This window comes from Pseudoalteromonas sp., from assembly GCF_018402495.1.
In the GTDB taxonomy this organism is placed as follows: domain Bacteria; phylum Pseudomonadota; class Gammaproteobacteria; order Enterobacterales; family Alteromonadaceae; genus Pseudoalteromonas.
Genome location: NZ_JAGYIU010000004.1, coordinates 1 through 24,903 on the forward strand (window position 1 = coordinate 1; position 24,903 = coordinate 24,903).

The following is a 24,903-nucleotide window of genomic DNA, read 5'->3' on the forward strand; positions in this document are numbered from 1 at the left end:
ATTAATCCAAAAGATCCAACAGATTTCGCATTTACAAAAGATGAGAGTTCAATCAGAATTTCTTGGCGTTGGGGAAGCTATGATGATGGTGGAGGATTGTTATATGGTAGTTCATCAGCAGTAGCACTTCCGTGCAGCGGTTTTTGCAATTCAGAAACGACTTTTTCGGTAGAAGTATCTGAGGATGGCAGTTCTTTTAGGATGGTAGCTGAAGGATTAAGCTACAATAGTTATTATTTTTCATTGGCAGGATATAGCAAACACATATTTAGGGTTCGAGCTGTAAAAAAAATTAATGGCGAAAATAAGTACAGTGATTATTTAGTTGGCCCTCCCATAATAGTTCACGAAGTAAAAAAACTACCCCCACACTCGACACTTACTACACAAACCCCAGATGATACAAGTAACTTTATTGACACAGTTGCTCCTAGTAGCCAATTAATAGGTACCTTGGAGGGGCAAGCTGGTGTAAGTGGTGGCGCCTCAACGTATCATATTCCAATTCAATTACCGCCGGGCAGAGCTGGCATGCAGCCTGAAGTATCACTTAATTATTCATCTCGCAGTGGTAATGGTATTGCCGGAATGGGATGGTCGCTATCTGCTAGCTCAAGTATTACAAGGTGCGCAGCTACGTATGCACAAGATGGCTTCATGCAAAACCCACAATATAATAGTAATGACAGGCTGTGCTTAGATGGTCAGCGTTTAATTAATACATCAGGTAGCTATGGAAGCTCAGGGACTGAATATCGTACTGAAATAGATAGCTTTGTGCGTGTAACACAAAGTGGTTCACTAAATGGCTCATCTACATGGTTCAGAGTTGAATATAAAAACGGCCGAGTAGCTTATTTTGGTAAAACAACTAATTCGAGGCTAATACATGGAAGTAAAGTGGCGGCTTATTCCTGGTTACTCGAGTATCAACATGATGTTATGGAAAAAAACTATATACATTATGAGTATGAAGAATTTGGTCTAGGTCAGTTAATGCTGAAAAAAATTCTTTATTCTGGTAAGAGCAGAACGGATAAAGGCGACAGGATAGTTGAGTTTAATTATTTTACTGATAGAACTGATACTTCGTTAAACTACTTAAATGGAGGGGTAAGCTACACAACAGTTTTGCTCAAAAGTATTAAAACATATATGGGAAATACTTTAGTAAAAAGGTATGGATTAAGTTACGGCGAGAGTCAAAGTACAGCGCGTTCCCATATAAAAACAATTGAGTTATGTGATTATAGTGGTTCATATCATTGCACTCCTAAAACTCACTTTAGCATGTCGGACCCGGCCCTGAGTTGGGAGGGCGTAAATATCAACTCACTTGCAGATAGTGTATTTTCTAATGTTGGAGGCCTGAATTCTTCATCAAAAGGTGAGTTAAGCCAAAAAAATCGTGTTATTTATAAAGACTTAAATGGTGATGGTATAGCTGAGTTGCTAAAGATTGTTAGAAATGGAGGAGTATCTATTAATGTTGATGTATATACGTTACTGAATGGCAGTTACACCTATTTAAAAACCTTAGATGATAATATAAGCCACTTAATTTTCACTGCTGTAGAGGGTGACATTAATAATGATGGAATAGCTGATTTTACAACTTCTGAAAATGGTTATTTAGTTTATATACAGTATGATGATCATTTTAATGCCACAAGGGTAACTACAAACTTTCAACTAAATCACGGTTATGAAAATATACGATCAACAAATGCACGGATTTTCGATATCGATGGGGATGGTTTGCAGGATATTGTTTTAACAAATTACTTTAATAATGATGAAAGCTATGTAGGGTATTACAAGAGCCGTGGTGAAGGGCAAATTAACTTTTATAGCTTTATTGAATTATATAAATTAAAAAAAAGAAGTTTCAATGCAGGTCAAAGTTTATTTCAACAAGCTAGTTGGGATGATATGAATGGCGATGGATTACTTGATTTAATGCTTACATATCAAGCCGATGATAACATTAAAGAAATTTCAATTGCATTTACAGAAGTAATCAATGGTCAAGTTCAATTAAATGAATACTTCTCTGAAGAGTTAGGTCTACCTATTAACAACTTTTACAACCAGTTTGTATTTGCTGACCTAAATGGTGATGGGCTGAAAGATTTTGTGAGAGCTGCAAAATCTGGAAATTCTTATGAATGGCAAGTGCAACTCAATAATGGTAATTATAGTTTTTTGCCTCTTAGCAGCTTGGGAACTGGTATAGGTATACATGAATGGCAAATCAATAGCCTCTTATATACAAATAACTCGTTGCAATATCGTGTTCAAGCGAAATTTGGTGGGCTACAGGTAGGAGATTTAGACTCAGATGGAAAGGATGAATTACTTGTTGCAACTAATAGTGAAGATGATTATTGCGTCAATATTTTAGGAAGGATTGTACAGCGTGATTATTATATAGAAAGTTGTAACGATGACATACAAATGCACGAGCATCGCAATACAGAAAGCTCAGCCGAAAAATTAGAAATAGACTTAAGCAACCTTGATTTACGTCGTTTTAACTGGACGATGATCGATTTTGAAAATAATAGTAACAGTACAGAAATTAGGCGTAGCTTTGCAAATATAGTTAAAGCTCCAATAGGGCGTACTTCTATTTATGGCAATGAGGTGTTCCAACCTTTAGAAATTACAGACTATAACAATGATGGGTATTTAGATTTTTCTTTTTCAACATTTAAAAATATTACTTTTGCCAATGGCAACTTCACTATAAATGGTTATTCCTTTGAGCAAGGAGGTATGTCAGGTAACCTTCGCTCAACTGGCGTTAATGGTTTTTTTATTAAGACAAATAAGCTAACTGATAACAATGAGCTACCAGAAATTTTGCATAAGGTTACTGACGGATTAAAGCGAGAGTCAACATGGGAATATGCAAATTTATCTACGCCGATGCATGAAAATAACTTATCGCTTTATGATACTCCAGATAATAGAGCAGAGCGTTATTTGAGCGGCGATATTGCTCAAGGGTATATATATTTTACTTCGAGTATGCCTATTGTTTCATCTTTTATAGATTTTGATGGCACCGATATTGCGCAGCATAAAGAGTACTTTTATAGGGAAGCGGTCTATAGCAGGCAAGGCCGTGGTTTTATGGGTTTTAAATCAATTATAGAAAAAGATGTAGATCGTACTTTAGTCACTCAAACTGATTTTGAGCAAATATTTCCGTATCAAGGTAAGCTAAAGCGACAAGCTACATTTACCGAAGATGATTATGCAACAAGGGGAAGCGGGCATCTAGATATTGGTGATAATGAAACCAATGCGATAAGTTATTCAAATACTGAGTGGCAAGAGAACCTAGCTCACAGTGTAACTGACGTTTATAATTTATACCCAAATGAAACTACACAAATTACTCGAGATTTAGTTACTAAACAAGATCTAACACGCATCGATAAAAATATTACTAGGTTAGATCAATATGGCAATGTAACTGCATCATCTACGCAAGTTGAAGACGCTTGGGGTACGTATACCACAAGTGAAACACGCGAGTATGAGGGTAACGAAAGTAACTGGTGGTTAAATAAACTTAATACTAAAATACAAACTAAAGCTCGTGTAGCTGGGCGCAGTACAAACGACCCAATAACGGATGCAGACTTAGATCAAGAAACGAGCATTAGAAGTGAATACAGTAATTACCATGGTAGTAGACAGCCACAAACAATAACAACTACAGCAACACTTGGTGGCTCATCATCTGGTTATGGGAGTGAAATAGATACTATCTATAATGCCTACGGCCTTCCATTATCTGTTAGTCAAACCACAAAAGTGCGTAATAGTAGTGGTAGTTGGATCGACCAAACACGTACAACTTCAACCACCTACAGTAAAGACGGAACTGTTGAAGCTACTGACGGTTATTTCCCATATAAACAAACTAATGCTAAAGGGCATATTAGCTACACCGAAGTAAACCCTGCAACAGGGCAGATAACCCAAACTCGTCAGCAGCTTAGTAGCAATAGCTATCAAGTGACAAACTTTGGTTACGATGATTATAACCGCCCTTACAGTATTCAGACTGATGGCAGTCCGGCCCGTTACAGTGCAATGCAAACACCTGACGCACAAGCACCAGCTAATGCAATAATACAAGTGTTAAATGTCTCAGCAGGGCAGCCTATGCAAAAAATCTATCAAGATGCGCTGGGACGAACATTACGTACAGCTGTGCAGAATTTCGATGGTGACTGGGTGTTTAGTGACGTTAATTATAACAGCCTTGGCTATAAAACGTTTGAATCTATGCCCTATAAAGAAGGAGGTGCAGTTTATGGTACGTCATACACCGAACACGATGCACTTGGCCGCGTAATCGAAAAAGTAACCAATCAACATTGCGGTAACATGACTACTAATTACAGCTACAGTGGACTTAAGACAGATATTGAGGTCTATGATAGTTGTTATGGCATCACCTTGGATATGTCGCGTACCTACAATAGCCTTAAACAGCTTATGCAAACGGTGGATGCTGATAATGGTGTTACTCGTTACAGCTATAATAACCAAGGCTTACCTATTGTTATTCAAGATGCTAATGGCAATAACATAGAGGCAACCTACAACGGCTTAGGCCAAAAAACACAGGTGAATGATCCTAACCAAGGCGTTACTAATTTTGAGTACAACGGCTTTGGAGAGTTACAGCGAGAAGTACGCGTAGGTAGTAAAACATTGACCTATGTTACCGATGTACTTGGCCGCGTAACACGGCGCACCGCCACAGGTGAAAATACGTTAACGTATACCTATGACGGCGCAACGAATGGCTTTGGGCAATTAAACCAAGCCGTAGGCAATGGCGTAACAAAAACCTACACTTACGACAATCGCGGTCGTCCAAGCGGTCAAACCGTTGCAGGCAGTGGTAAAAGCTACACCACAACCACCTTCTACGACAATAATTATGGCCGTGTAAAAGGGCTGCGTTACCCTAACAACCTCACACTCGAATACCGTTACAATGACGTAGGCTATCAAACGCAGGTAAAAAATGCGGCTAGTGGTTATGTGTATAAAAATATAACTGAATTCGACATATTTGGTAACGGCTCTCAAAATACGCTAGGTAATGGACTCACTGAAAATACTGCTTACAGTAACAAAAGTGGGCAAATGCTCCTAAAAACAATAGCTAAAAATAATAGCAACATTATGAACATCGATTACTCCGCGTACGATGGTTTTGGTAATTTAAAAGCAGTTGATATTACGACAGGTAATATTGGCAATCAGCATAGCTTTAGTGAAACATACGATTATGACGCACTACACCGTTTAGAGAGTAATGCCGTTAATGGTATCAGCACCATCAACTATAGCTATGATGCGGTGGGTAATTTGTTATCAAAATCAGACTATGCAACGCAGTATGATTATGAAAACGGCGCAACAGGCGGGCCCAATGCAGTAAAACGTGTTTATCGCGGTGGTTGGAAGTCGTTTGGTTATGATACGAGAGGCAACATGACCAGTGGTGATGGTTTAACCAGCGCTACCTATAACGCTATGGACAAACCCACGCAAATTATAAAAAGTGGTAAAACTCTCAATTTTACTTATGGCCCGCAGCATATGCGCTTTAAACAAGTAAATGGCAGCGTGACCACGTACTATAGTGACAAGCTCTATGAAGAAGAAATAAACGGCACCAAAACCACCTGGCGGGCTTATATAGACGACATTGCCGTGATAAGCCAAGCCACTGGCGAAGGTGCTACCATCCGCTACACCCACCGTGACCGCCTCGGCAGCGCGCGGGTATTTACCGACCACAACGGCCAAGTAGAAGCCGAGCGAAACTTCGACCCATTTGGCAAACCACGTTTAGCCAGTGGTGGCTTAAAATCATTTGGCAATTCAAAACTTGATGATTTAGAGGATGCAAAAACGAATCGTGGCTTTACTGACCACGAACATTTAGGTAGTGTAGAGTTAATCCATATGAACGGTCGGGTGTACGATTATAACCTTGGTCGGTTTATGAGTGTGGACCCTGTGATCCAGTTCGTTGGTAATAGCCAAGGCATTAATCCATACAGCTACATCATGAACAACCCAATGGCCGGAACAGACCCAACAGGGTATGTGATCGACACAATTTGGGATGTGGGTAATGTTATTTTTGATGTTGGTAAAGTCGCATACGGTGCTATTACTGGTGACAGTGATATGGTCAGTGAGGGTTTGACTGACTTGGCAGTGGATGCCGCAGCAACAATGGTTCCATTTGTGCCAGCGGGAGCCAGTAAAGCTGCAAGGGCCGGAGCTGAAAAGGTTGCTGATGCACGTCAGGCATCTAAAAAGTCAGATACAACGCCAACCACTCAAAAGAGTGAAAGTAGTTCAAATACTGATGGCGGCACTAAGACAACTAACGGTGCGGATAACACTCAAAGCGCTAATAGTGCAGGTCAAAAAACAACTGATATTGGAAGTCAGAGTCAAATATCCAAAAAGGATCAACTGGCACAAAATAAAGCTCAAGGTAAAGCAGGTGAAGCCAAAGTTCGTCAGGAGTTAGGGGATGCTAACCGTGGTGAACAAGTTACAGTGGAAACACTTGATGGTGATAGGGCTAGAGTGGACTTTGTAACGACTAAAGATGGGCAGCCAAACCTTGTTGAGGTGAAAACAGGGAATGCTTCACTTTCTAAAGGGCAGCAAGCAGTTAAAGATGCAATTGGTAGAGGAGAACCGGTCATACCTCGGGGAGCTAATGCGGAGAAAGCTGGCTTACCTGTAGGTGAAAAGATTGCGTGTTCGTTTGAAGAGAAAAGGTGTTAGGTGATGTCCGGTAAATTAGTACCTATGGGAAAATTACTAAGCGATACATGTATTTCTCTTTTTAAAGAAATAGGCTTTAAAAAGAAGAAAGAAGGTATTTTTTATAAACAATATGGTGATGATCTGTATCTGAGAATCGGATTTAACGAATCAGACAAGTCAGCTAATTCACTTGTTATAAATCCAATGTTTGGTGTCGGTTGGAGGAAGTTAGAGTCATTTTTGACTGAGTGCAATAAGGGAAAATACTCTCCATACTTGTATGCTAGTTTTTCGTCTAATATTGGAGGATTTGATGATAATAATGATGTCGTTAAATTTACCTTTGAGAGGGATAACATCATCGAAGATGCACAGTCGTTTCAGGAGTATTTGAATTTTATATCTCTTAAAACAGAAGAGCGTTTTGCCAATCATTCTGATTTATTAGACGGGCTTCTGAGGTATACCTCTGTAAGGCAGCAACAAGAAAAATTAGCCTGTTATCATTTCTTACTTGGTGATAAATCAAAGGCTCTTAATATTCTTGACAAAGAGAGGGTACGCTTGAGTTCAGCTCACCCCGTTATGCAAGAAGAGTTTGAAATGTTTGCTAATGAGTTTAAGTCTAAAGTAACCAGTTGATTCTTGTTAATAATTAATGAACAAAGCCCACACTCGTGGGCTTTATTGTTTCTGGGGCTAGGCAGCCAGCTCGTTATCGTTGGTGATCTGCTGTGTGGCCTCCTGCTCTGCTTGTTGCTCAGCAATGTACTCACTGGCCATAGCCTTGTGTTTATTGATGCTCATGCAGCGGGCTAGGGTTTTCAGCCGTGTGGCCATATCGGGCGTTTGGCCTTTATCGGCTTGACCGCTTTGGGCATCCAGCTCTTGGCCATTGACGAACCAATAGCAGCTGTCCTTGTGACGGCTTCCGGCCACGTAGGATGCGACCCTGTCCATGGCGGTGGTATACAGCACAAAGGTATCGCCATCAATCGTGGCACCTTGGCTTGAATAAACGGTACAGGCATAGGCTTGCACCAGTTGCAGCCGGCCTTGCTCATCGGAGTAATCCGATTGATAAAAGCTGACGGTACGACCGCTATCGAGCTTAACAGTAAAGCGAATATCATCCCCTTGTTGCAGCACTTGGGTAATGGTGCCTTGCTCACCGTTGGTGAAATCACGCTTATAGTCGTTCTTGGTAAAGCGTACCCGCTCACCCTTTGAGAACGGAGCCCTTATGGGGTCAGGTCTTGTTTTTTGCTTTTTAGCCGATTAGTGCTTAATCTTTAGTTATTAATTTACTAACATAGATAGGTGAAAAGGTGGCTAGGCCACAAAAAACTTATGGGGTCAGGTCTTGTTTTTTGCTTTTTAGCCGATTAGTGCTTAATCTTTAGTTATTAATTTACTAACATAGATAGGTGAAAAGGTGGCTAGGCCACTAAGATTAGAGTTCGAAGGTGCTTTGTATCATGTTACGTCGCGAGGGAATGAGCGAAAATCGATTTACTTAGATGAGTCTGATTTTGAAGGGTTCTTAAAAGTATTGGGCGACGTGTGCGAGCGTTATAACTGACTATCCACTCTTGCTTAATGCATAACCATTACCAACTCACTAGTTGAAACCCAGACGCTAATTTAAGTAAAAGGTATGCGTCAACTAAATGGTGTTTACACACAATGGTTTAATAGGAAACATCAACGTGTAGGGCATTTATTTCAAGGGCGCTATAAGGCTATTTTGGTTGATAAGGATGCGTACTTATTAGAATTAAATAGGTATATTGTTTTAAACCCAATAAGAGCGAAAATGGTCAAAAGCTTGTCGAAATGGCCTTGGAGTAGTTGGCACTTTATGATGGGGCTAGGGACAAGTTCCAGAATGGTTTGAAATCGACAAAATGTTACTTCAATTTGGAAAATATAAAGGATAGCAAGGCGAAAATTCGCCCAATTTGTTGAGCAAGGAGAGGGTGTGGATCCTTGACTAATATTCGAATCAGGTTTTTTGGGTGATGATGAATTTGTTAAAGAGCATTTAGCATTACTTCAAGAGCAAGAAAGTGACTTATCTGAAGTGCCACATAAACAAATACAAAAACAGGTATTATCACTAGAAGAATATGCTCAAAAATTTGATAATCGAAATGATGCGATAAAAGCGGCTTATGCATCTGGCGGATATATACTAAAAGAAGTGGGTGGTTATTTTAAGTTACACTACTCACGCGTGAGTAGGATAGTGGCAAAAAACAAGACCTGACCCCATGTATTTCTAGTTCAACCTCCAACGCTATGGACAAACCCACGCAAATTATAAAAAGGCGCCAATGGGGTCGCGTCTTGCCTTTTGCCTGTCAATGATTTTAACGCTGAAGGTAGAGTAAAGCGGGTCTACCGCAGCGGTAGTTGGAAAACGTTTAGCTACGATGCACGTGGTAATATGACCCAAGGCGACGGGCTAACAAGCGTCAGCTATAACGCTATGGACAAACCCACGCAAATTATAAAAAGCGGTAAAACTCTCAATTTTACTTATGGCCCGCAGCATATGCGCTTTAAACAAGTAAATGGCAGCGTGACCACGTACTATAGTGACAAGCTCTATGAAGAAGAAGTTACTGGCACAAAAACCACCTGGCGGGCTTATATAGACGACATAGCCGTAATAAGCCAAACCACTAATGAGGGCGCAACCATCCGCTACACCCACCGTGACCGCCTAGGCAGCGCGCGGGTATTTACCGACCACAACGGGCAAGTAGAGGCAGAGCGAAACTTCGACCCATTTGGCAAACCACGCCTTGCCAGTGGTGGCTTAAAATCATTTGGCAATTCAAAACTTGATGATTTGGCGGATGCAAAAACGAATCGTGGCTTTACTGACCATGAGCATTTAGATAGTGTAGAGTTAATCCATATGAACGGTCTGGTGTACGATTATAACCTTGGTCGGTTTATGAGTGTTGATCCTTTGATTCAAAGCCCAACGAATAGTCAGAGCATTAACCCTTATTCTTATATTATGAATAATCCTCTATCAGGTGCAGATCCCACGGGCTACTGTTCGACAGATGACTCATTGAAAGATTGTGCTGGAGGGCTTGAAGAAGGCAAAACGCAAGCGATCACCAACGCTGATGGAAAAACGGTTGGACATGTAGGTAAAGATAGCCAAGGCAATGTGCATATAACCAACAATGGTTCAAGTAAAGGACAGGCCGCTATTGCTGGAAGCCTTAAGTCAATGGATATTGGCAGCCAGAAAAAGGTAGCTCAACAACCTCTTTCAGGAGGTGTTGGAAGGCGCTCGGAAGCTTCGCAGATAATAGCGAACAGTGGAATAGACTTTGAGGCTGAGAAAGAAGCGATTGATAGTGGTGGTCTAGTAGGGGTGCCTGCTGGAGAAATGTTAGCATCAAGATCAAGAAGAACTAGCTCGTCGACGGATTATTTTCAGCCTTTGATTAATGGACAAGTGCAAATGTTAATTAATCAAATTCAATCAATTAATCCAAGTTACCGATATCAAACGGTTAGACCTACCAGTGGTCGAGGGAGTCAGTACAACAGAGGTGATATAACATATTTGCAAGGTGTATTAGCAGGTATGAGGCAGCCTATTGCATGGCCACCTAATAGTGGCTTTCAAGGCCCTGTACAAAATATGACTTTACCAGTTGGAACAAGAATTGATAGGTATGGATCAAATGGTGGTTTTTTTATCTCACCAATTGGTACTCCTTTTGGGCAGAGGTCACTCCCTGAGTTCTCAAGAGGTACACCATATCGTATATTTGAAGTTCTTAAACCTATAAATGTTCGAGGTGGGGCTATAGCTCCTGCATTTGGACAACCAGGCGGCGGTGTTCAATATATACTGCCTCAGAGAGTCGGTGGCTTAGTGCAAAGCGGTCATTTAAGAGTTGTGGAAAAATAATTATTATGAATAAAAAAGAGTTATTGCATCTTTTAAAGTCTGAGGGCTTTAAGAAAGAAGGGTATAGTTTGGAAGGAAGCTCTCTGTTCGAAGGCCATTGTCTCGACTATCGAGATGGTTTGTGGGCTGTATATTACTTTGAAAGAGGAATAGAGTTTGAGCTTGAAGAATTTGATATTGAAGAGCAAGCTTGTCAAAGAATATACGAAAAGATAAAAACAGATCCATTTATGAAGCGTTAAAAAATAAAAAACTTATGGGGTCAGGTCTTGTTTTTTGCTTTTTAGCCGATTAGTGCTTAATCTTTAGTTATTAATTTACTAACATAGATAGGTGAAAAGGTGGCTAGGCCGCTAAGATTAGAGTTCGAAGGTGCTTTGTATCATGTTACGTCGCGAGGGAATGAGCGAAAATCGATTTACTTAGATGAGTCTGATTTTGAAGGGTTCTTAAAAGTATTGGGCGACGTGTGCGAGCGTTATAACTGGACTATCCACTTTTTGCTTAATGCATAACCATTACCACCTACTAGTTGAAACTCCAGACGCTAATTTAAGTAAAGGTATGCGTCAACTAAATGGTGTTTACACAATGGTTTAATAGGAAACATCAACGTGTAGGGCATTTATTTCAAGGGCGCTATAAGGCTATTTTGCTGATAAGGATGCGTACTTATTAGAATTAAATAGGTATATTGTTTTAAACCCAATAAGAGCGAAAATGGTCAAAAGCTTGTCGAAATGGCCTTGGAGTAGTTGGCACTTTATGATGGGGCTAGGACAAGTTCCAGAATGGTTTGAAATCGACAAAATGTTACTTCAATTTGGAAAATATAAAGCGATAGCAAGGCGAAAATTCGCCCAATTTGTTGAGCAAGGAGAGGGTGTGGATCCTTGGACTAATATTTCGAATCAGGTTTTTTTGGGCGATGATGAATTTGTTAAAGAGCATTTAGCATTACTTCAAGAACAAGAAGGTGACTTATCTGAAGTGCCACATAAACAAATACAAAAACAGGTATTATCACTAGAAGAATATGCTCAAAAATTTGATAATCGAAATGATGCGATAAAAGCGGCTTATTCATCTGGCGGATATACACTAAAAGAAGTGGGTGGTTATTTTAAGTTACACTACTCACGCGTGAGTAGGATAGTGGCAAAAAACAAGACCTGACCCCATGTATTTGCTGACCTAATGTATTTGACCCCATGTATTCAAAACTCTGCACAGTAACCTGTGCAGAGTTTGCTATTTGTATAACTTAAATATTTGTACAACTGATATAACCGTGAAGCTTAAAGTGCTTTAAAGCGAATGGCGGTGCCGCCGCTGGTGGCTAATTTTAAGGTTAGCTTGTCATTTGCACTAACCTTACGTTTTTCGATGGTTAAATCGTAAGGGTTATTTTTCCATTCTGCGTTTTTACCATCTTTGTAAATGTGCGCTTCAAACTGTTTACCTTTATCTAAAAAGTCGAGTTTCACCTCTATAGTGCGCGCGTTTTCGTCAGTAACAGCGCCTAAGTACCAGTCATTACCTGTATATTGGTCGCGTTTACGCTCTTTACGAGCAAATACAATAAAGTCGCCTACTTCACCATCAAGCGCAATACTTTGTTGCCAATCGGTTGGTACATCTTGAATAAACTGAAACGCATCGGGCTTAGCTAAATAATTTTTAGGTAAATCAGCCGCCATTTGAATTGGGCTGTACAGCACAACATAAAGTGCAAGTTGCTTGGCTAGGGTGGTTTGTGGGCGGTTTGTATTAGCGCCTAAGCCATTAAAACCCATATCAAAAATCCCCGGCGTAAAGTCCATAGGTCCTGCTAACATTCTGGTAAAAGCAAGCATTGGGATATGCTCTGGCGGATTGGGTGGTGTGCCCCATGCGTTAAACTCTTGGCCACGCGCACCTTCACGGGTGGTCCAATTAGGGTAGGTGCGGCGAAGGCCGGTGTCTTTTATTGGCTCATGAGTATTAATACTTATTTGATGTTTTGCAGCTAGCTTAACGTTGTATAAGTACTCATTAACCATAAATTGGCCGTCATGCCATTCAAAACGAGCAATACCGTTTTCGTCTATGCGTTTTATATTGCCACCATCGGCCACGTAACCGGTTTTAATTTGGCTTACATTTGATTTTTCGTAAAGCGCAAAAGCGTCTTCCATTTGATTGCGATAGTTAGTCACATTACCTGATGTTTCGTGGTGCCCAATTAACTGCACACCTTTTTGTTTTGAGTATTGGGTAAGGGCGTCTAAATCAAAGTCATCATAAGGCTGAGTAAAGCTAAATACATCGCCATTATAAAACCAATCACCATCCCAGCCGATATTCCAACCTTCAACTAATACACCATCAAAGCCATATTTTGCGGCAAAGTCCATGTAGTATTTAGTATTTTTTGTGGTGGCACCGTGTTTTTCGCCACTGCCCCAAGTATTCTCATTGATGTGCATGCCCCACCAAATACCTACGTATTTGCCTGGTTTAACCCACGATACATCACCGAGCTTATTTGGTTCATTCAGATTTAAAATAATATCTGAATTAACTAAGTCTACTGCCTGTTCGCCAATTTGAATGGTGCGCCAAGGTGTATTGAATGCACCGTGCTTTTTGACCGCAATACCATCTGACCATGGCGTTAAATCGGCGCTAAAAGTGCCTGGGCGACGCTGGTTAAGCACCATGCCCGCATAATCTATTAGTGCTGCTTCATGAATGCTGACATGTACGCCGTTGTCATTTTTAAAAGTAAAAGGGGTATGACCAAGTGCGGCATCTTGTAAGGCTGTGGTGTTGTAGACATATTCGTAACGGTTCCAACCACGAGCGGGTATCCACCATGCGGTGGCTTTATCGGCACCGGCGATGGCAAACTCGGTCAGCTCTTTAGTAATTTCTGTTTTTTCAAAACCGGCTTGTTTAGGGACTTCATAGCGAAATCCTACACCGCTATCAAAGGCTTTAAATCGCACTGTGTATGTGCCACCGTGGGGGGCGGGTTTATTAAAGGTAACGGCAATTTCATTGTGTTTATCGACAACAGTTTGGCGCTCTCCCCAAGGCTGTTGCCATTGGCTATCAGTTTGTGAGTGGGTTACCTTATTAATAACAAAGCCTTCGTCAAATGGCGGTTGGCTTTTAAATCTAAAGCCTAAACGTGATTGCTCAATAACAGGCTTGCCATTAAAACTAATAGAGTAGCTAGGAGATGTGGAGTGATCAGAAATAGTGACTTTAATTTTTTGATCAGGCGATTCCAGCATGGCTTCTTTTGCAAAAGCGCTGCTTGAAACTAAAGCAACTAGCAGTAAAGGTAATCTCATTGTGTGTCCTTTATGTCAAAGCGTAAGTAATGAGCATAGAGTGAAGGGCGTGTGATTACGAGATGACTGCAAACGTATTCAATGTAATTAAACACATAAAAAAGGGCTCTAGCGAGCCCTGTTTTGTATTTATAACTTATTATTTTTTATCAAAAGCGCGTTTCATGTAATTAGGTGTTGCGAGTGCACCGTGATGAATGCCGCTATTGTAGTACTCACTGTGCTGTGCAATTTGTGCCGCGGCATCTTCTCTGAAGCCATTAAATGCCTCAGACTTGCGTGCCAGAGTGACAGACCATAGTCCACTTGGGTAAATAGGCTGTGGAAATGGAAGTGTTTGTAAATCGTTAAAACCAACACTTAACATGGCTTCACGCATTTCAACTAACAAAGGCATGTGCATAAGTGGTGATTCGCTTTGTTGCACTAAAATACCACCAGGACGAAGTGCATTTAAACAGCTAGTATAAAATGCATGGTTAAATAATCCTTCACCTGGACCTACCGGATCAGTACCATCAACAATCACGATATCAATAGACTCACCAGCCGCTTCGCGCATATATTTAATGCCATCGTCAAACATCACAGTAGCACGTGGATCGTTATTTGATTCACATAACTCTGGGAAGTACTTTAACGACATTTGGGTAACCACTTCGTCAATATCTATTTGGGTTACGGTTTCTACACTTGGGTGCTTGAGCACTTCACGTAACGTACCGCAGTCGCCGCCACCAATAATAACTACATTTTTTGGGTTTGGGTGCGCTAGTAATGCTGGGTGACTGATCATTTCATGGTAAAAAAAGTTTTCACGGCTACTCACCATAGTACAACCATCAATGATCATTAAATTACCAAAGTCTGTGGTTTCAAACATTTCTACTTTTTGAAAAGGAGACTGTTTTTCATCTAACTTTTTGTTAATACGTAATGAAAATGCGCTGCCATCGCGGTCGCTAATTTCAGTAAACCACTTACTTTGATCTAAATTTGCCATAGTTGTTGTTACACTTTTGGTTGAGTATGAAAAAAAGGAGGCAATTCTGCCAGTGCTTGGCCTATTGCTCAATCAAATTTTACTCTCTTTAGCGAATAAAGTTAGCTATAAAGAGGGGAAAGTTCAATTTTTGTTAGCTTAGCAGATAGTGACGTATTAAAATGCCCCTTTACACCTAATTTAATAAAGAAGAGTTGCCATGACTTGGGGTTTAGAAACAGCACGTGCTACATACAATGTTGCTCATTGGAGCGATGGTTATTTTGATATTAACGCACAAGGTGAGTTGATAGCCTATCCTGATGGCGACCAAACAAAACCTGCCATTTCTTTAAGTCAGCTTACTGAGCAATTTAAGCAGCAAGGGTTAACATTGCCCGTACTGGTGCGCTTTACTGATATTTTAAAAAATCGTGTAGATACGCTCACCAATGCCTTTACTCAAGCGCGCACTAACCGCGAATATAACGGCAAATACACCTGTGTTTATCCTATTAAAGTAAACCAGCAGCGCTCTGTTGTGAGTAAGTTATTAGCTCACCCAAGTGGCCTAGTGGGGCTTGAAGCCGGTTCTAAACCTGAGCTAATGGCTATTTTAGGGGTGGCGAAAGAGCCTATTACTATTGTATGTAACGGCTACAAAGACAGCGAGTTTTTACGTTTAGCCTGCATTGGTCAAGCAATGGGACACAGCGTTAAAATTGTGGTTGAAAAACTCTCCGAGCTAACCACATTGCTTGAAGAAATTGATAATTTAGGCATTGAACCGGCTATTGGCATTCGTATTCGCTTAAATTCGGTTGGCAAAGGTAAATGGCAAAATACCGGTGGTGAAAAAGGTAAGTTTGGTTTAACCGCAGGGCAAGTACTCAGTGCAGTGGAAGTACTTAAGCAACATAATAAGTTGCATTTAATGCAAATGGTGCATTTTCATATTGGTTCTCAAATCGCCAATATTCGTGATATTCATCGTGCCTTGCGCGAATGCGCTCGCCATTTTGCTGAATTAACTCAATACGGTGTACCGCTAAATACGGTTGATGTAGGTGGCGGGCTTGGCGTTGACTATGAAGGCTCAGGCTCACGTAGTGCCTGCTCAATGAACTATACGGTAGAAGAATATGCACGTAATGTAGTGAATGCATTTGCTGAAGTGTGCGAACAGCAGAACTTAACGCATCCTGCGATTATTACTGAATCTGGCCGCGCGTTAACGGCTCACCATGCGGTATTGATCACCGATGTCATTGATGTAGAAAAAGCGCCAAATCATTTAAACCCAGAACCGCCACTGGAAAACAGCGCGTTAGTGCTAGATGAAATGTGGCAATGCTTACAACGTTTAAACCCGCGTATGGCACTTGAAATATACCATGATGCGATGCACTTATTTAGCGAAGCACACGATCAGTACGTGCATGGCTTAGTAAGCATGCTAGAGTGGGCGAAAATAGAGCAGCTTTACTTTACTATTTTACATCGAGTTCGTGCATCGTTAAGCGTTAACGCACGGGCTCACCGTGAAGTGCTGGATGATTTAAATGAAAAGTTAGCCGATAAACTATTTGTGAATTTTTCATTGTTTCAGTCATTACCAGATGTATGGGGTATTCAGCAGTTATTTCCAGTGATGCCTATCGAAAACCTAACGCAGCCACTGACTCAGCGCGCGATTATTCAAGATATTACTTGTGACTCAGACGGGCAAATACGTGAGTACGTAGAAGGTGCGGGTATTGAAACTAGCTTACCTATCCCTGAATATACACAAGGTCAGCAGTATCATATTGCCATGTTCATGGTGGGGGCATACCAAGAAATTTTAGGCGATTTACATAATTTATTTGGTGATACCGACTCAGTTCATGTTGAGCTTAATGAGCAAGGGTATGTATTAACCAATGCTATTAAAGGTGATAGCGTTAAGGATGTATTAAAGTTTGTTGATTATGATAGCGAGTTATTAGCTGATAACTTTGCCACTCAAATTAATAAACTTGATGTATCAGAACACTGTAAAGAAGGGTACCTAGCCGAGCTCAATGCAGGGCTTGAGGGCTACACCTATTTTGAAGATTAATTTAGTTGCATAGTTAAGCGCGGTCACTAGTGGCTGCGCGATGTTTAAAGGAATAGAAGTAATGTCAGTTATTCGCAGTGTATTTAGTATTTTCTTTTACACAATAAACACACTTTTTTGGTTTGTGCCTATTTTTATTTGTGGGATTGTTAAGTTAATCCCAATCAAACCACTACAAAAATTGATGAGCTGGACTGCTAAGCAATGTGCCTCTATTTGGGTGACGTTTAACACGTTAAATCAAACCGTATTTACTCCAACTAAGCTTGAGGTGACAGGTCTTGAAGACTTGAAACTAAAAGATTGGTATTTAGTTATTGCAAACCATCAAAGTTGGGTAGATATTTTAGTGCTGCAGCGAGTATTTAACCGCAAAATACCTTTTTTAAACTTCTTTTTGAAAAAAGAGTTAATTTACGTGCCCGTTTTAGGTTTATGCTGGTGGGCGCTTGATTTTCCATTTATGACTCGCACCAGTAAAAGCCAGTTAAAAAAGAATCCTAAATTGCGTGGTAAAGATTTAGAAACTACTCGTAAAGCCTGTGAAAAGTTTAAAGAAATGCCGGTTAGTGTGGTTAACTTTGTAGAAGGCACGCGCTTTACAGCGCAAAAACATGCGCGTCAAAATAGCCCGTTTCCTCATTTACTCAAGCCCAAAGCAGGGGGGATTGCATTTGTAATGCAAGCCATGGGTGAGCAAATTTCTAAAGTGGTCAATGTCACTATTCATTACCCTGAGGGCATTCCTACTTTTATGGATTTTGCGGCTGGCAAAGTAAATCAGATTAACGTGCATGTTGAAGTAAAAGGAGTCAGTGACGACTTAATTGGTGATTACACTCATGATCCCGATTTTAGAGTACGTTTTCAAAGCGAGTTAAATCGCCTTTGGGAAGAAAAAAATCAAACACTGGCTAATTTAGAACAAAAATAATAAACAGGCTGATAGTTATGCTAAAAAAATGGTTACCTAACTGGTTAAATGGCTTAATTGTTGGCTGTGTTCTATTTACTAATTTAATAATATTTGGCGCATTAGTGCTTACCTTAGGGTTGATTAAATGTGTACTGCCTTTGCCGATAGTGAGTCAACTTTTACACAGTGCTTATAAGGGCTGGTGTAAAGGTAACCGCTTAGGGCTGTGGTTAGGTTGTAATAATATTGAAGTGAATATTAGTGGTGAGGTCAATGCTAACAGTTGGTACTTATTGATCAGTAATCACATTAGCTGGCTTGATATTGCGGTATTGAGCTCGTTGGATGCATTGCCAGCCCCTAAGTTCTTTTTAAAAGATGAGCTAAAGTACGTGCCTTTTATAGGTACTGGTGCGTGGGCGATGGGTATGCCGTTTATGAAACGAGTCACCAAAGCGCAATTGGCAAAAAATCCTAATTTAAAAGGCTTAGATGTCGAGCGTACCAAGCGCAGTTGTCGTCACTTTCGCCATCACCCTACAACCATAGTTAATTTTGTAGAGGGCACTCGTTTTACTGCGCAAAAGCATCAGCATCAACAAAGCCCTTTTCAACATTTATTAAGGCCTAAAGCCGGTGGAACGGCTTTTGCCTTAGAGGTTTTAAACGATCAATTTGACGCTATGCTTAATACCAGTTTAGTGTATAGCGGTAAGTCAAATCATATATGTCGTAACGTTTTAAAGGGCGAGTTAGATTCTATTTATATTACAATTGAAGTGATGCCAATTAATGAACAGATGATTGGTAGCTATCAAACCGACAAAGTATTCAGGATTGAGTTTCAGCAGTACCTAAATAATTTATGGGCAATAAAAGATAAGCAATTAAGCGCTCTTCACATTCAGCAAACTAATACTGAATTAACACCGAGTAAGGAAATTGAAATACCATGACCAAAACACACCTGCAGGAGCTAATTACTCCGTGGTTTGAAAAAGTTCCTGATGCTTTTTTTCTCAGTGCCATTACGAGTTCATCGATAGGCGTTATTTCATTATTATTTGTTTACTTATTTACTCGTCGCTTAATGTTACCGGGTATTCAAAAGGTGGTCACTAAACTCTCGCCTGAACGTATTGGCTCATTGTCACCTATGTTGACTAAATTAAATAAGCGAGTAGCCAGCATGTTGTGCTGTGTATTTTTTTTAGCCACTTTTGATAGTGTTTACCCGGTAAATGCTATTGCTAAAGAAATTCTTACAACGATAGGTCAAGCGTTATTAATCATCTATGTTGGCTTTATTATTAGTAGTATTGTGAGCATTGCAGGGGCTATTTATAACCAATTAGACTTTGCCCGAGAAGTACCTATTCAAGGGTTAATTCAAGTAGTTAAGCTCATAACCTTTATTGTGTGTTCAATATTAATCGTTAGTATTGTGCTTGAAAAATCGCCCACATATATTCTCTCTGGTTTTGGTGCAATTGCCGCCGTTACTTTATTGGTATTTAAAGACACCATATTAGGTTTTGTGGCCAGTATTCAAATTGCTGCTAATCGCTTAGTCACCTACGGCGATTGGATCCAAGTAGATAACTATGGTGCCGACGGTGAAGTGATTGATTTAGGGTTAAATACCGTTAAAGTACGCAATTGGGACAACACCATTACTACCATCCCGACATATATGCTTGTGGCCGGTTCATTTAAAAACTGGCGTGGTATGCAAGAATCTGGCGGGCGTCGCATTAAGCGTTCTTTAAATATAGATATGAATAGCATTTTCTTGGTTGATGATGACTTTAAAGCACAAATAGAAGCGGCTATACCACTGCAAGAATTTATTCGACTAGGAACATTACCTGATCCGGTATCTAATTTAGGGCTGTTTCGCCGATATGCAGAGGGGTATTTAAAACAGCACAGTAAAATTAACACCTCACTCACGCTTATGGTGCGCGAGCTACAACCACTTAATCATGGTTTACCAATTGAGTTTTACTGCTTTAGTGAAGATAAACGTTGGGTATCGTACGAACATTTGCAAGCTGAAATTATGGATCATTTATTGGCTGTGTTACCGGTGTTTGGGCTGCGCGCTTACCAAAGTGTCAGTGGGCAATTAAGCCCAGCTGACAGTAATAAGATGTCAAACAAACCCATTATTAAAGTGTCCAATAATGTTGCCCAAGGGCAATCCCAATAAAGAGTAATAATAGCCACCAAATAGGTGGCTTTTTAATGCGTAACCATGCAAACGCAGCAACTACTAGCGCAATCTGCCACATATTGCTTATCGCCGAGCTCCAAATAGGCGAATATAATGCGGCCGCCAAAAAGCCAACTACAGCAGCATTAAGCGCGGCAATTGAGCTGGCAAAACGAGGCTTGTTGGCTAAGTTAATCCAGCTTTTTTGAAATGCCAGCATCAGTAAAAATCCAGGAGTAAATACCAATAATGTTGCGATTAGCGCACCCACCAATGGCTGAGCAGAGTCTAATTTTGCCCCCAAGAAGGTGGCTATAGTAAACATAGGGCCAGGAACGGCTTGGGCACTGGCATACGCAGTTAAGAATTGATCATCAGTCAACGTAGGCAGACCCGCTTGCAAAACAGGTAATACAACGTGCCCACCACCAAATACCATGGCACCGGCTTGGTAAAAAGGTGCGAATAAAGCAATGCTTTCGCCAAGTGGGATAAAGCTTATGGCAAGCAGTAGTGCAAATAAGCCAAGAGCAATCCAATTGATATTGGTTTTTTCCCTGCTAACATTGTCTGTCGATTTAGTTAAGTTAAGTAAAGGCCATACAGCACCAATAATGGCAGCGGTTACTAAAACGGCGATTTGAGTGCCTAACATAGGAAATAAAATCAGTGCCAAAGTACTCATTATCGCCAGAAGTTTAAGTACCGCACTGGTGCAAAAGCTTTTCGCCATACTGAGCGTAGCATCAGCAACAATAACCACAGCAAATAGTTTCAAACCTGCAATAATAGCAAAATAAACAGCATCAAACTGATGTGCACTTATTGCAATTAGCACCATGATCAAAAACGAAGGTAGAGTAAAGCCTATAAACGCAGCGATACCACCGAGTACACCCGCACGCTCTACGCCAATCGCAAAGCTAACCTGGCTTGATCCCGGGCCTGGTAGGGCTTGACTTAAGCTAATGAGCTGCGCGTAACGCGCTGTGCTTAACCAGCGAAGCGAATCAACAAAGTGGTGCTTAAAATAACCTAAATGTGCGGCAGGGCCGCCAAAGCTCATGCAGCCAAGTAAAAAAAACTGTCTAAAAATCGCAATTAGCATAATGGCAATCGCCTTTTGATAAACCATAAAGTGTTACAAACAAGTATGACATTTTTATGAAACGCTATCACTACTTCCTTATTTGATAGGCAATATCAACGCTTATACGTTATTCTTCATTGTTGGTTCATACATATATTTGCATAATCGCAATAATAAATTCTAAATGAATAGGAAATCACCATGACGTTAACTAAATCACTTTTAAGTGTCACTGTCGTTGCTGTATTACTTTCTGGCTGTGAAATGAATAACACAGGTAAAGGCGCCGCTATAGGTGCTGCAGCGGGTGGTATTTTAGGTAAAGCTACAGGTAACCATAAAGATAAGCGTATTTTTATTGGTGCTGCGATTGGTGCACTAGCGGGGGCCGCTGTAGGTGATTACATGGATAAACAAGAAGCTGCTTTTCGTGATGAACTAGCGGGTTCGGGAGTAGAAGTAGTACGTGAAGGCGATAACTTACGCTTAGTGATGCCCTCTAATATTACGTTTGCGACTGATCAATCTTATATTTCATCAGGCTTTCACGACACTCTAAATGCGATTGCGAAAGTGATGAATAAATACGAAAAAACCTATTTAAGTGTTGAAGGCCACACCGATAGCACAGGTAAAGATAGCTACAATATGACGTTATCAGAGCAGCGCGCGCAAAGTGTCAAAAACTACTTAGTGAACCAGCAAATTATGGCTGCACGAGTAAGCACTAGCGGCTATGGCGAATCACGCCCAATAGCGACTAACGATACCGCCAATGGCCGTGCGCAAAATCGCCGAGTAGAAATTCAAATTGTACCAAACACTCAAAGTTAGCTTTTGTAGTTACAAACCGCGTTTGCGCGCGGTTTGTGTATTTATTTAAAGGAAACTTTTAAGTCAGTTAGTTGTCATAACGAGTTCTTTATAGGGACATGTTTATGACAAAGTGGCGTACGGCAATTATTTTATCGGTATGTTTACATGGGCTAGTTTTGCTTTTTTTAACTACCTTAAAAGCACCTAAAATTAAACAGCCGCAATTAACGCCAATTAAAGCGTATATGGTGAATGTGCCTGCCAAAACTAAAGTAACGCTACAAGCCCCTCAACAAAGCGCTAATAAAAATATTAATACAGAAATAAGCCCAACTAAGCCTGCTCATGCAACCCACTCAAAACCACTAAATGCGACTAATAAAAAAACACAGAAGACGACTGAGCCGGTAAATTTCGCCACTAAAAATACCCACCCTGTAACCGCAAAGCCTTATAAAAAGATAGATCTGAAAAAAGGGCTCAATAGTATTTTGCAGCAACAAACTGGCTATTCTGATACTGCAAAGAATGATCCTCAGAAAAAGCGTATTACCGTGCCAAAAGAGCATGCAGGGAAGGTGAAGCCACTATTAAAAATAGAGCAGCAAAATATGCAATTTACCACTTACCGACGAGGTGATAGCTGTTTTAAAAAGGTATTCGTTGGTGCTGGAGTTATACCAAAAAATGACTTGCCAGATAGTTATTTTGTTGGTGTACAGTGCGATAAAACTAAGCTAACTGAGGCTTACGATACCGCAATGAATAAATGGCTTGATAAAAAGTAACTACTAAAGTGCAATCAATCTAGATTAAACTGTAATTCACATAACTTTTGATACAAAGGGTTACTTGCCATTAATTGCTGATGAGTACCTGTGGCTTTTATTTCGCCATTTTCCATCACCACAATCATATCGGCGTGTTTTACCGTGGCTAGTCTATGGGCAATAATCAGCGTTGTTCTATTTTGCATTAAGTGCTCAAGTGCGGCCTGAACATGATGCTCACTTTGCGCATCAAGCGCGCTGGTAGCCTCATCGAGTAGCAGTATTTCAGGGTCTTTTAAAATGGCGCGGGCAAGTACAATACGCTGCTTTTGTCCGCCCGATAGTCTTACGCCTTGCTCACCTAAGAAGCTGTTATAGCCTTGTGGTAATTGCTTAATAAATTCATCGGCATGGGCATGTTTAGCAGCTGTATAAACTTGCTCGTCACTGGCGCTTGGGTTGCCATAGCGAATGTTATGCATGACATCAGAGCTAAATAAAATCGGGTTTTGTGCCACCATGCCCATTTTGTTGCGTAAGGTGTTTAACGACAATTCTTTAATATCTATATTATGAAACTTAATCGCTCCGCTGGCTGGATCGTAAAAGCGCTGTAACAGTTCAAATAAGGTGGTTTTACCCGCACCGGAAGGGCCAACAATAGCCACAGTTTTACCTGTTTCAATATTTAAGCTGATATTATTTAATGCACTTACATCTGGGCGAGAAGGGTAATTAAAACTAATACCTTCAAGTGAAATTGCACTGTTGCTGGTTGTTGCATGTAACTGTTCATCTTGTGGAATTTCGGGGTTTTGTATTTTACTTTTAACGGCGAGCAGTTCGAGCAATCTTGCTGCGGCTCCTGCGGCGCGTTGTAATTCACCGTAAACCTCTGCAACGGTGGCAACCGACATGGCCACCATAATGGCATAAAATACAAACGCGCCAAGTTCACCGCCCGTCATAGTGCCAGCTAGCACATCACTACCGCCTACCCAGAGCATGGCACTAATAGCACTAAAGGTAAGAAAAATAACAGCTGCAATTAAAAACGAACGTTGTTTAATTCGGCTTTTAGCCACATTAAAGGCCTTTTCGGTTTCAAGCGCAAAAGCAGATTGCTCTTGCTGTTCATGGCTATAACTTTGTACCACTTTTATGTTTTGAATAATCTCACCCGCGTAGGTGCTTATATCGGCAATCGCATCTTGGCTAGAACTGGCGAGTTTGCGCACCTTTTTACCAAACACTATCATAGGCACCAGTACTAAAGGCACACAGGCAACCACCACCAAGGTGAGCTTTAAATTAGTTACAAGCAGCATAATTAAACCACCCACTAACATTAGCGCGCTTCGCAGCGCCATAGAAAATGACGAGCCGATAATAGATTGTAGTAATGTGGTGTCGGTGGTGAGTCGCGACATCAGCTCGCCGCTGCGATTTTCTTCAAAGTAACTCGGGTGCAAGGTAACAATACGATTGAATACAGCTTTTCTAATATCGTTACTGACTCGCTCGCCAATCCACGACATTAAATAAAACCGGCTGAATGTACCCACCGCCAATAAACTTATCAAGCCAATTAATACCAAAACAGCTTGTTGTAATTGCGCTTGAGAACCGGCAATAAAGCCATGATCAATCACAAATTTAACGCCTTGGCCTAGCGATAAATTAACCCCTGCGGTGGCAAGTAATGCCACTAGAGCCCCTAAAACCACCCATTTATAAGGCTTAATAAAATTGAATATAGGGAATAAAGCGCTAAAGGCGGCTTTATCTGAAGCAGACTTGTCTGTAGGCATAGTAGATTCTTATTGATGATTAAGGTATAGATATGGCATCAATAGATTAAAAAGCAATAGTATTAAAAATCAATTGTATTAAAA

Annotated in this window: 20 protein-coding genes; 15 read left to right on the forward strand and 5 right to left on the reverse strand. The window is 40.6% G+C overall.

Annotation, left to right across the window (positions count from 1 at the left end; all coding sequences use genetic code 11):
* Positions 1 to 96: 96 nt before the first annotated feature.
* Both KG708_RS12355 and KG708_RS12360 read left to right on the forward strand, forming a co-directional pair.
* Positions 97 to 6,849, forward strand: coding sequence for a SpvB/TcaC N-terminal domain-containing protein (locus KG708_RS12355; protein WP_213610238.1), 6,753 nt, complete (start codon positions 97 to 99; stop codon positions 6,847 to 6,849).
* A gap of 3 nt (positions 6,850 to 6,852) precedes the next feature.
* Positions 6,853 to 7,473, forward strand: coding sequence for a hypothetical protein (locus KG708_RS12360; RefSeq protein WP_213610240.1), 621 nt, complete (start codon positions 6,853 to 6,855; stop codon positions 7,471 to 7,473).
* Between the two features lie 57 nt (positions 7,474 to 7,530).
* Here the strand turns inward: KG708_RS12360 and KG708_RS12365 are convergent, their stop codons facing one another.
* Positions 7,531 to 8,076 carry a TOBE domain-containing protein gene (locus tag KG708_RS12365; protein ID WP_213611085.1) on the reverse strand — a complete coding sequence of 182 codons (546 nt, stop codon included), beginning with the start codon at positions 8,074 to 8,076 and terminating at the stop codon, positions 7,531 to 7,533.
* A gap of 190 nt (positions 8,077 to 8,266) precedes the next feature.
* Here KG708_RS12365 and KG708_RS12370 point away from each other — a divergent pair, with 190 nt between their 5' ends.
* From KG708_RS12370 to KG708_RS12395, 7 genes are all read left to right on the forward strand, one after another.
* Positions 8,267 to 8,413 (forward strand): hypothetical protein, encoded by a 147-nt coding sequence (locus KG708_RS12370; protein ID WP_213610242.1) that lies wholly within the window; start codon positions 8,267 to 8,269, stop codon positions 8,411 to 8,413.
* Positions 8,414 to 8,845: 432 nt separating this feature from the next.
* The gene (locus KG708_RS12375; protein ID WP_213610244.1) at positions 8,846 to 9,100 is read left to right on the forward strand and encodes a hypothetical protein; all 255 of its coding nucleotides are present in this window, start codon (positions 8,846 to 8,848) and stop codon (positions 9,098 to 9,100) included.
* 180 nt (positions 9,101 to 9,280) lie between these two features.
* Entirely contained in the window at positions 9,281 to 10,777 is a 1,497-nt protein-coding gene (locus tag KG708_RS12380; protein WP_213610246.1) for a glycohydrolase toxin TNT-related protein, read from the forward strand.
* A 5-nt stretch (positions 10,778 to 10,782) separates the two neighbouring features.
* Positions 10,783 to 11,019, forward strand: a complete 237-nt coding sequence (locus KG708_RS12385; protein ID WP_213610248.1) for a hypothetical protein — start codon at positions 10,783 to 10,785, stop codon at positions 11,017 to 11,019.
* Positions 11,020 to 11,118: 99 nt separating this feature from the next.
* Entirely contained in the window at positions 11,119 to 11,292 is a 174-nt protein-coding gene (locus tag KG708_RS12390; RefSeq protein WP_213610250.1) for a hypothetical protein, read from the forward strand.
* Positions 11,285 to 11,377 (forward strand): hypothetical protein, encoded by a 93-nt coding sequence (locus KG708_RS17690; RefSeq protein ID WP_301003424.1) that lies wholly within the window; start codon positions 11,285 to 11,287, stop codon positions 11,375 to 11,377. The genes KG708_RS12390 and KG708_RS17690 overlap by 8 nt, the downstream gene beginning before the upstream one ends.
* 120 nt (positions 11,378 to 11,497) lie before the next feature.
* A complete protein-coding gene (locus KG708_RS12395; protein ID WP_301003425.1) occupies positions 11,498 to 11,953 on the forward strand; it encodes a hypothetical protein in 456 nt (151 codons plus the stop codon).
* Between the two features lie 122 nt (positions 11,954 to 12,075).
* Here the strand turns inward: KG708_RS12395 and KG708_RS12400 are convergent, their stop codons facing one another.
* Positions 12,076 to 14,118, reverse strand: a complete 2,043-nt coding sequence (locus tag KG708_RS12400; RefSeq protein ID WP_213610252.1) for a glycoside hydrolase family 97 protein — start codon at positions 14,116 to 14,118, stop codon at positions 12,076 to 12,078.
* Positions 14,119 to 14,257: 139 nt separating this feature from the next.
* A complete protein-coding gene (gene speE, locus KG708_RS12405) occupies positions 14,258 to 15,121 on the reverse strand; it encodes a polyamine aminopropyltransferase (RefSeq protein ID WP_213610254.1) in 864 nt (287 codons plus the stop codon).
* Positions 15,122 to 15,320: 199 nt separating this feature from the next.
* Between speE and speA the strand changes: the two genes are divergently transcribed.
* The 4 genes from speA (at position 15,321) to KG708_RS12425 (ending at position 20,329) form a co-directional block, all read left to right on the forward strand.
* Positions 15,321 to 17,201 carry a biosynthetic arginine decarboxylase gene (speA, locus tag KG708_RS12410; RefSeq protein ID WP_213610256.1) on the forward strand — a complete coding sequence of 627 codons (1,881 nt, stop codon included), beginning with the start codon at positions 15,321 to 15,323 and terminating at the stop codon, positions 17,199 to 17,201.
* A 61-nt stretch (positions 17,202 to 17,262) separates the two neighbouring features.
* Positions 17,263 to 18,135: an acyltransferase gene (locus tag KG708_RS12415; RefSeq protein WP_213610258.1), complete on the forward strand. Its 873-nt coding sequence runs from the start codon at positions 17,263 to 17,265 to the stop codon at positions 18,133 to 18,135.
* Positions 18,136 to 18,152: 17 nt separating this feature from the next.
* A complete protein-coding gene (locus tag KG708_RS12420; RefSeq protein ID WP_213610260.1) occupies positions 18,153 to 19,073 on the forward strand; it encodes an acetyltransferase in 921 nt (306 codons plus the stop codon).
* On the forward strand, positions 19,070 to 20,329 hold the full coding sequence (locus KG708_RS12425; protein WP_213610262.1) for a mechanosensitive ion channel family protein: 1,260 nt from the start codon (positions 19,070 to 19,072) through the stop codon (positions 20,327 to 20,329). Before KG708_RS12420 ends, KG708_RS12425 begins: the two co-directional genes overlap by 4 nt.
* Here the strand turns inward: KG708_RS12425 and chrA are convergent.
* Positions 20,289 to 21,440, reverse strand: a complete 1,152-nt coding sequence (gene chrA / locus KG708_RS12430) for a chromate efflux transporter (protein ID WP_213610264.1) — start codon at positions 21,438 to 21,440, stop codon at positions 20,289 to 20,291. The two genes, KG708_RS12425 and chrA, sit on opposite strands and share 41 nt — an antisense overlap.
* 183 nt (positions 21,441 to 21,623) lie before the next feature.
* On the opposite strand from chrA, the gene KG708_RS12435 reads away from it, so the two are divergent.
* Both KG708_RS12435 and KG708_RS12440 read left to right on the forward strand, forming a co-directional pair.
* Entirely contained in the window at positions 21,624 to 22,256 is a 633-nt protein-coding gene (locus KG708_RS12435) for an OmpA family protein (protein WP_213610266.1), read from the forward strand.
* A gap of 104 nt (positions 22,257 to 22,360) precedes the next feature.
* The gene (locus tag KG708_RS12440; protein WP_213610268.1) at positions 22,361 to 23,026 is read left to right on the forward strand and encodes a hypothetical protein; all 666 of its coding nucleotides are present in this window, start codon (positions 22,361 to 22,363) and stop codon (positions 23,024 to 23,026) included.
* 14 nt (positions 23,027 to 23,040) lie between these two features.
* Here the strand turns inward: KG708_RS12440 and KG708_RS12445 are convergent, their stop codons facing one another.
* Positions 23,041 to 24,819: an ABC transporter transmembrane domain-containing protein gene (locus tag KG708_RS12445; RefSeq protein WP_213610269.1), complete on the reverse strand. Its 1,779-nt coding sequence runs from the start codon at positions 24,817 to 24,819 to the stop codon at positions 23,041 to 23,043.
* Positions 24,820 to 24,903: the final 84 nt, after the last annotated feature.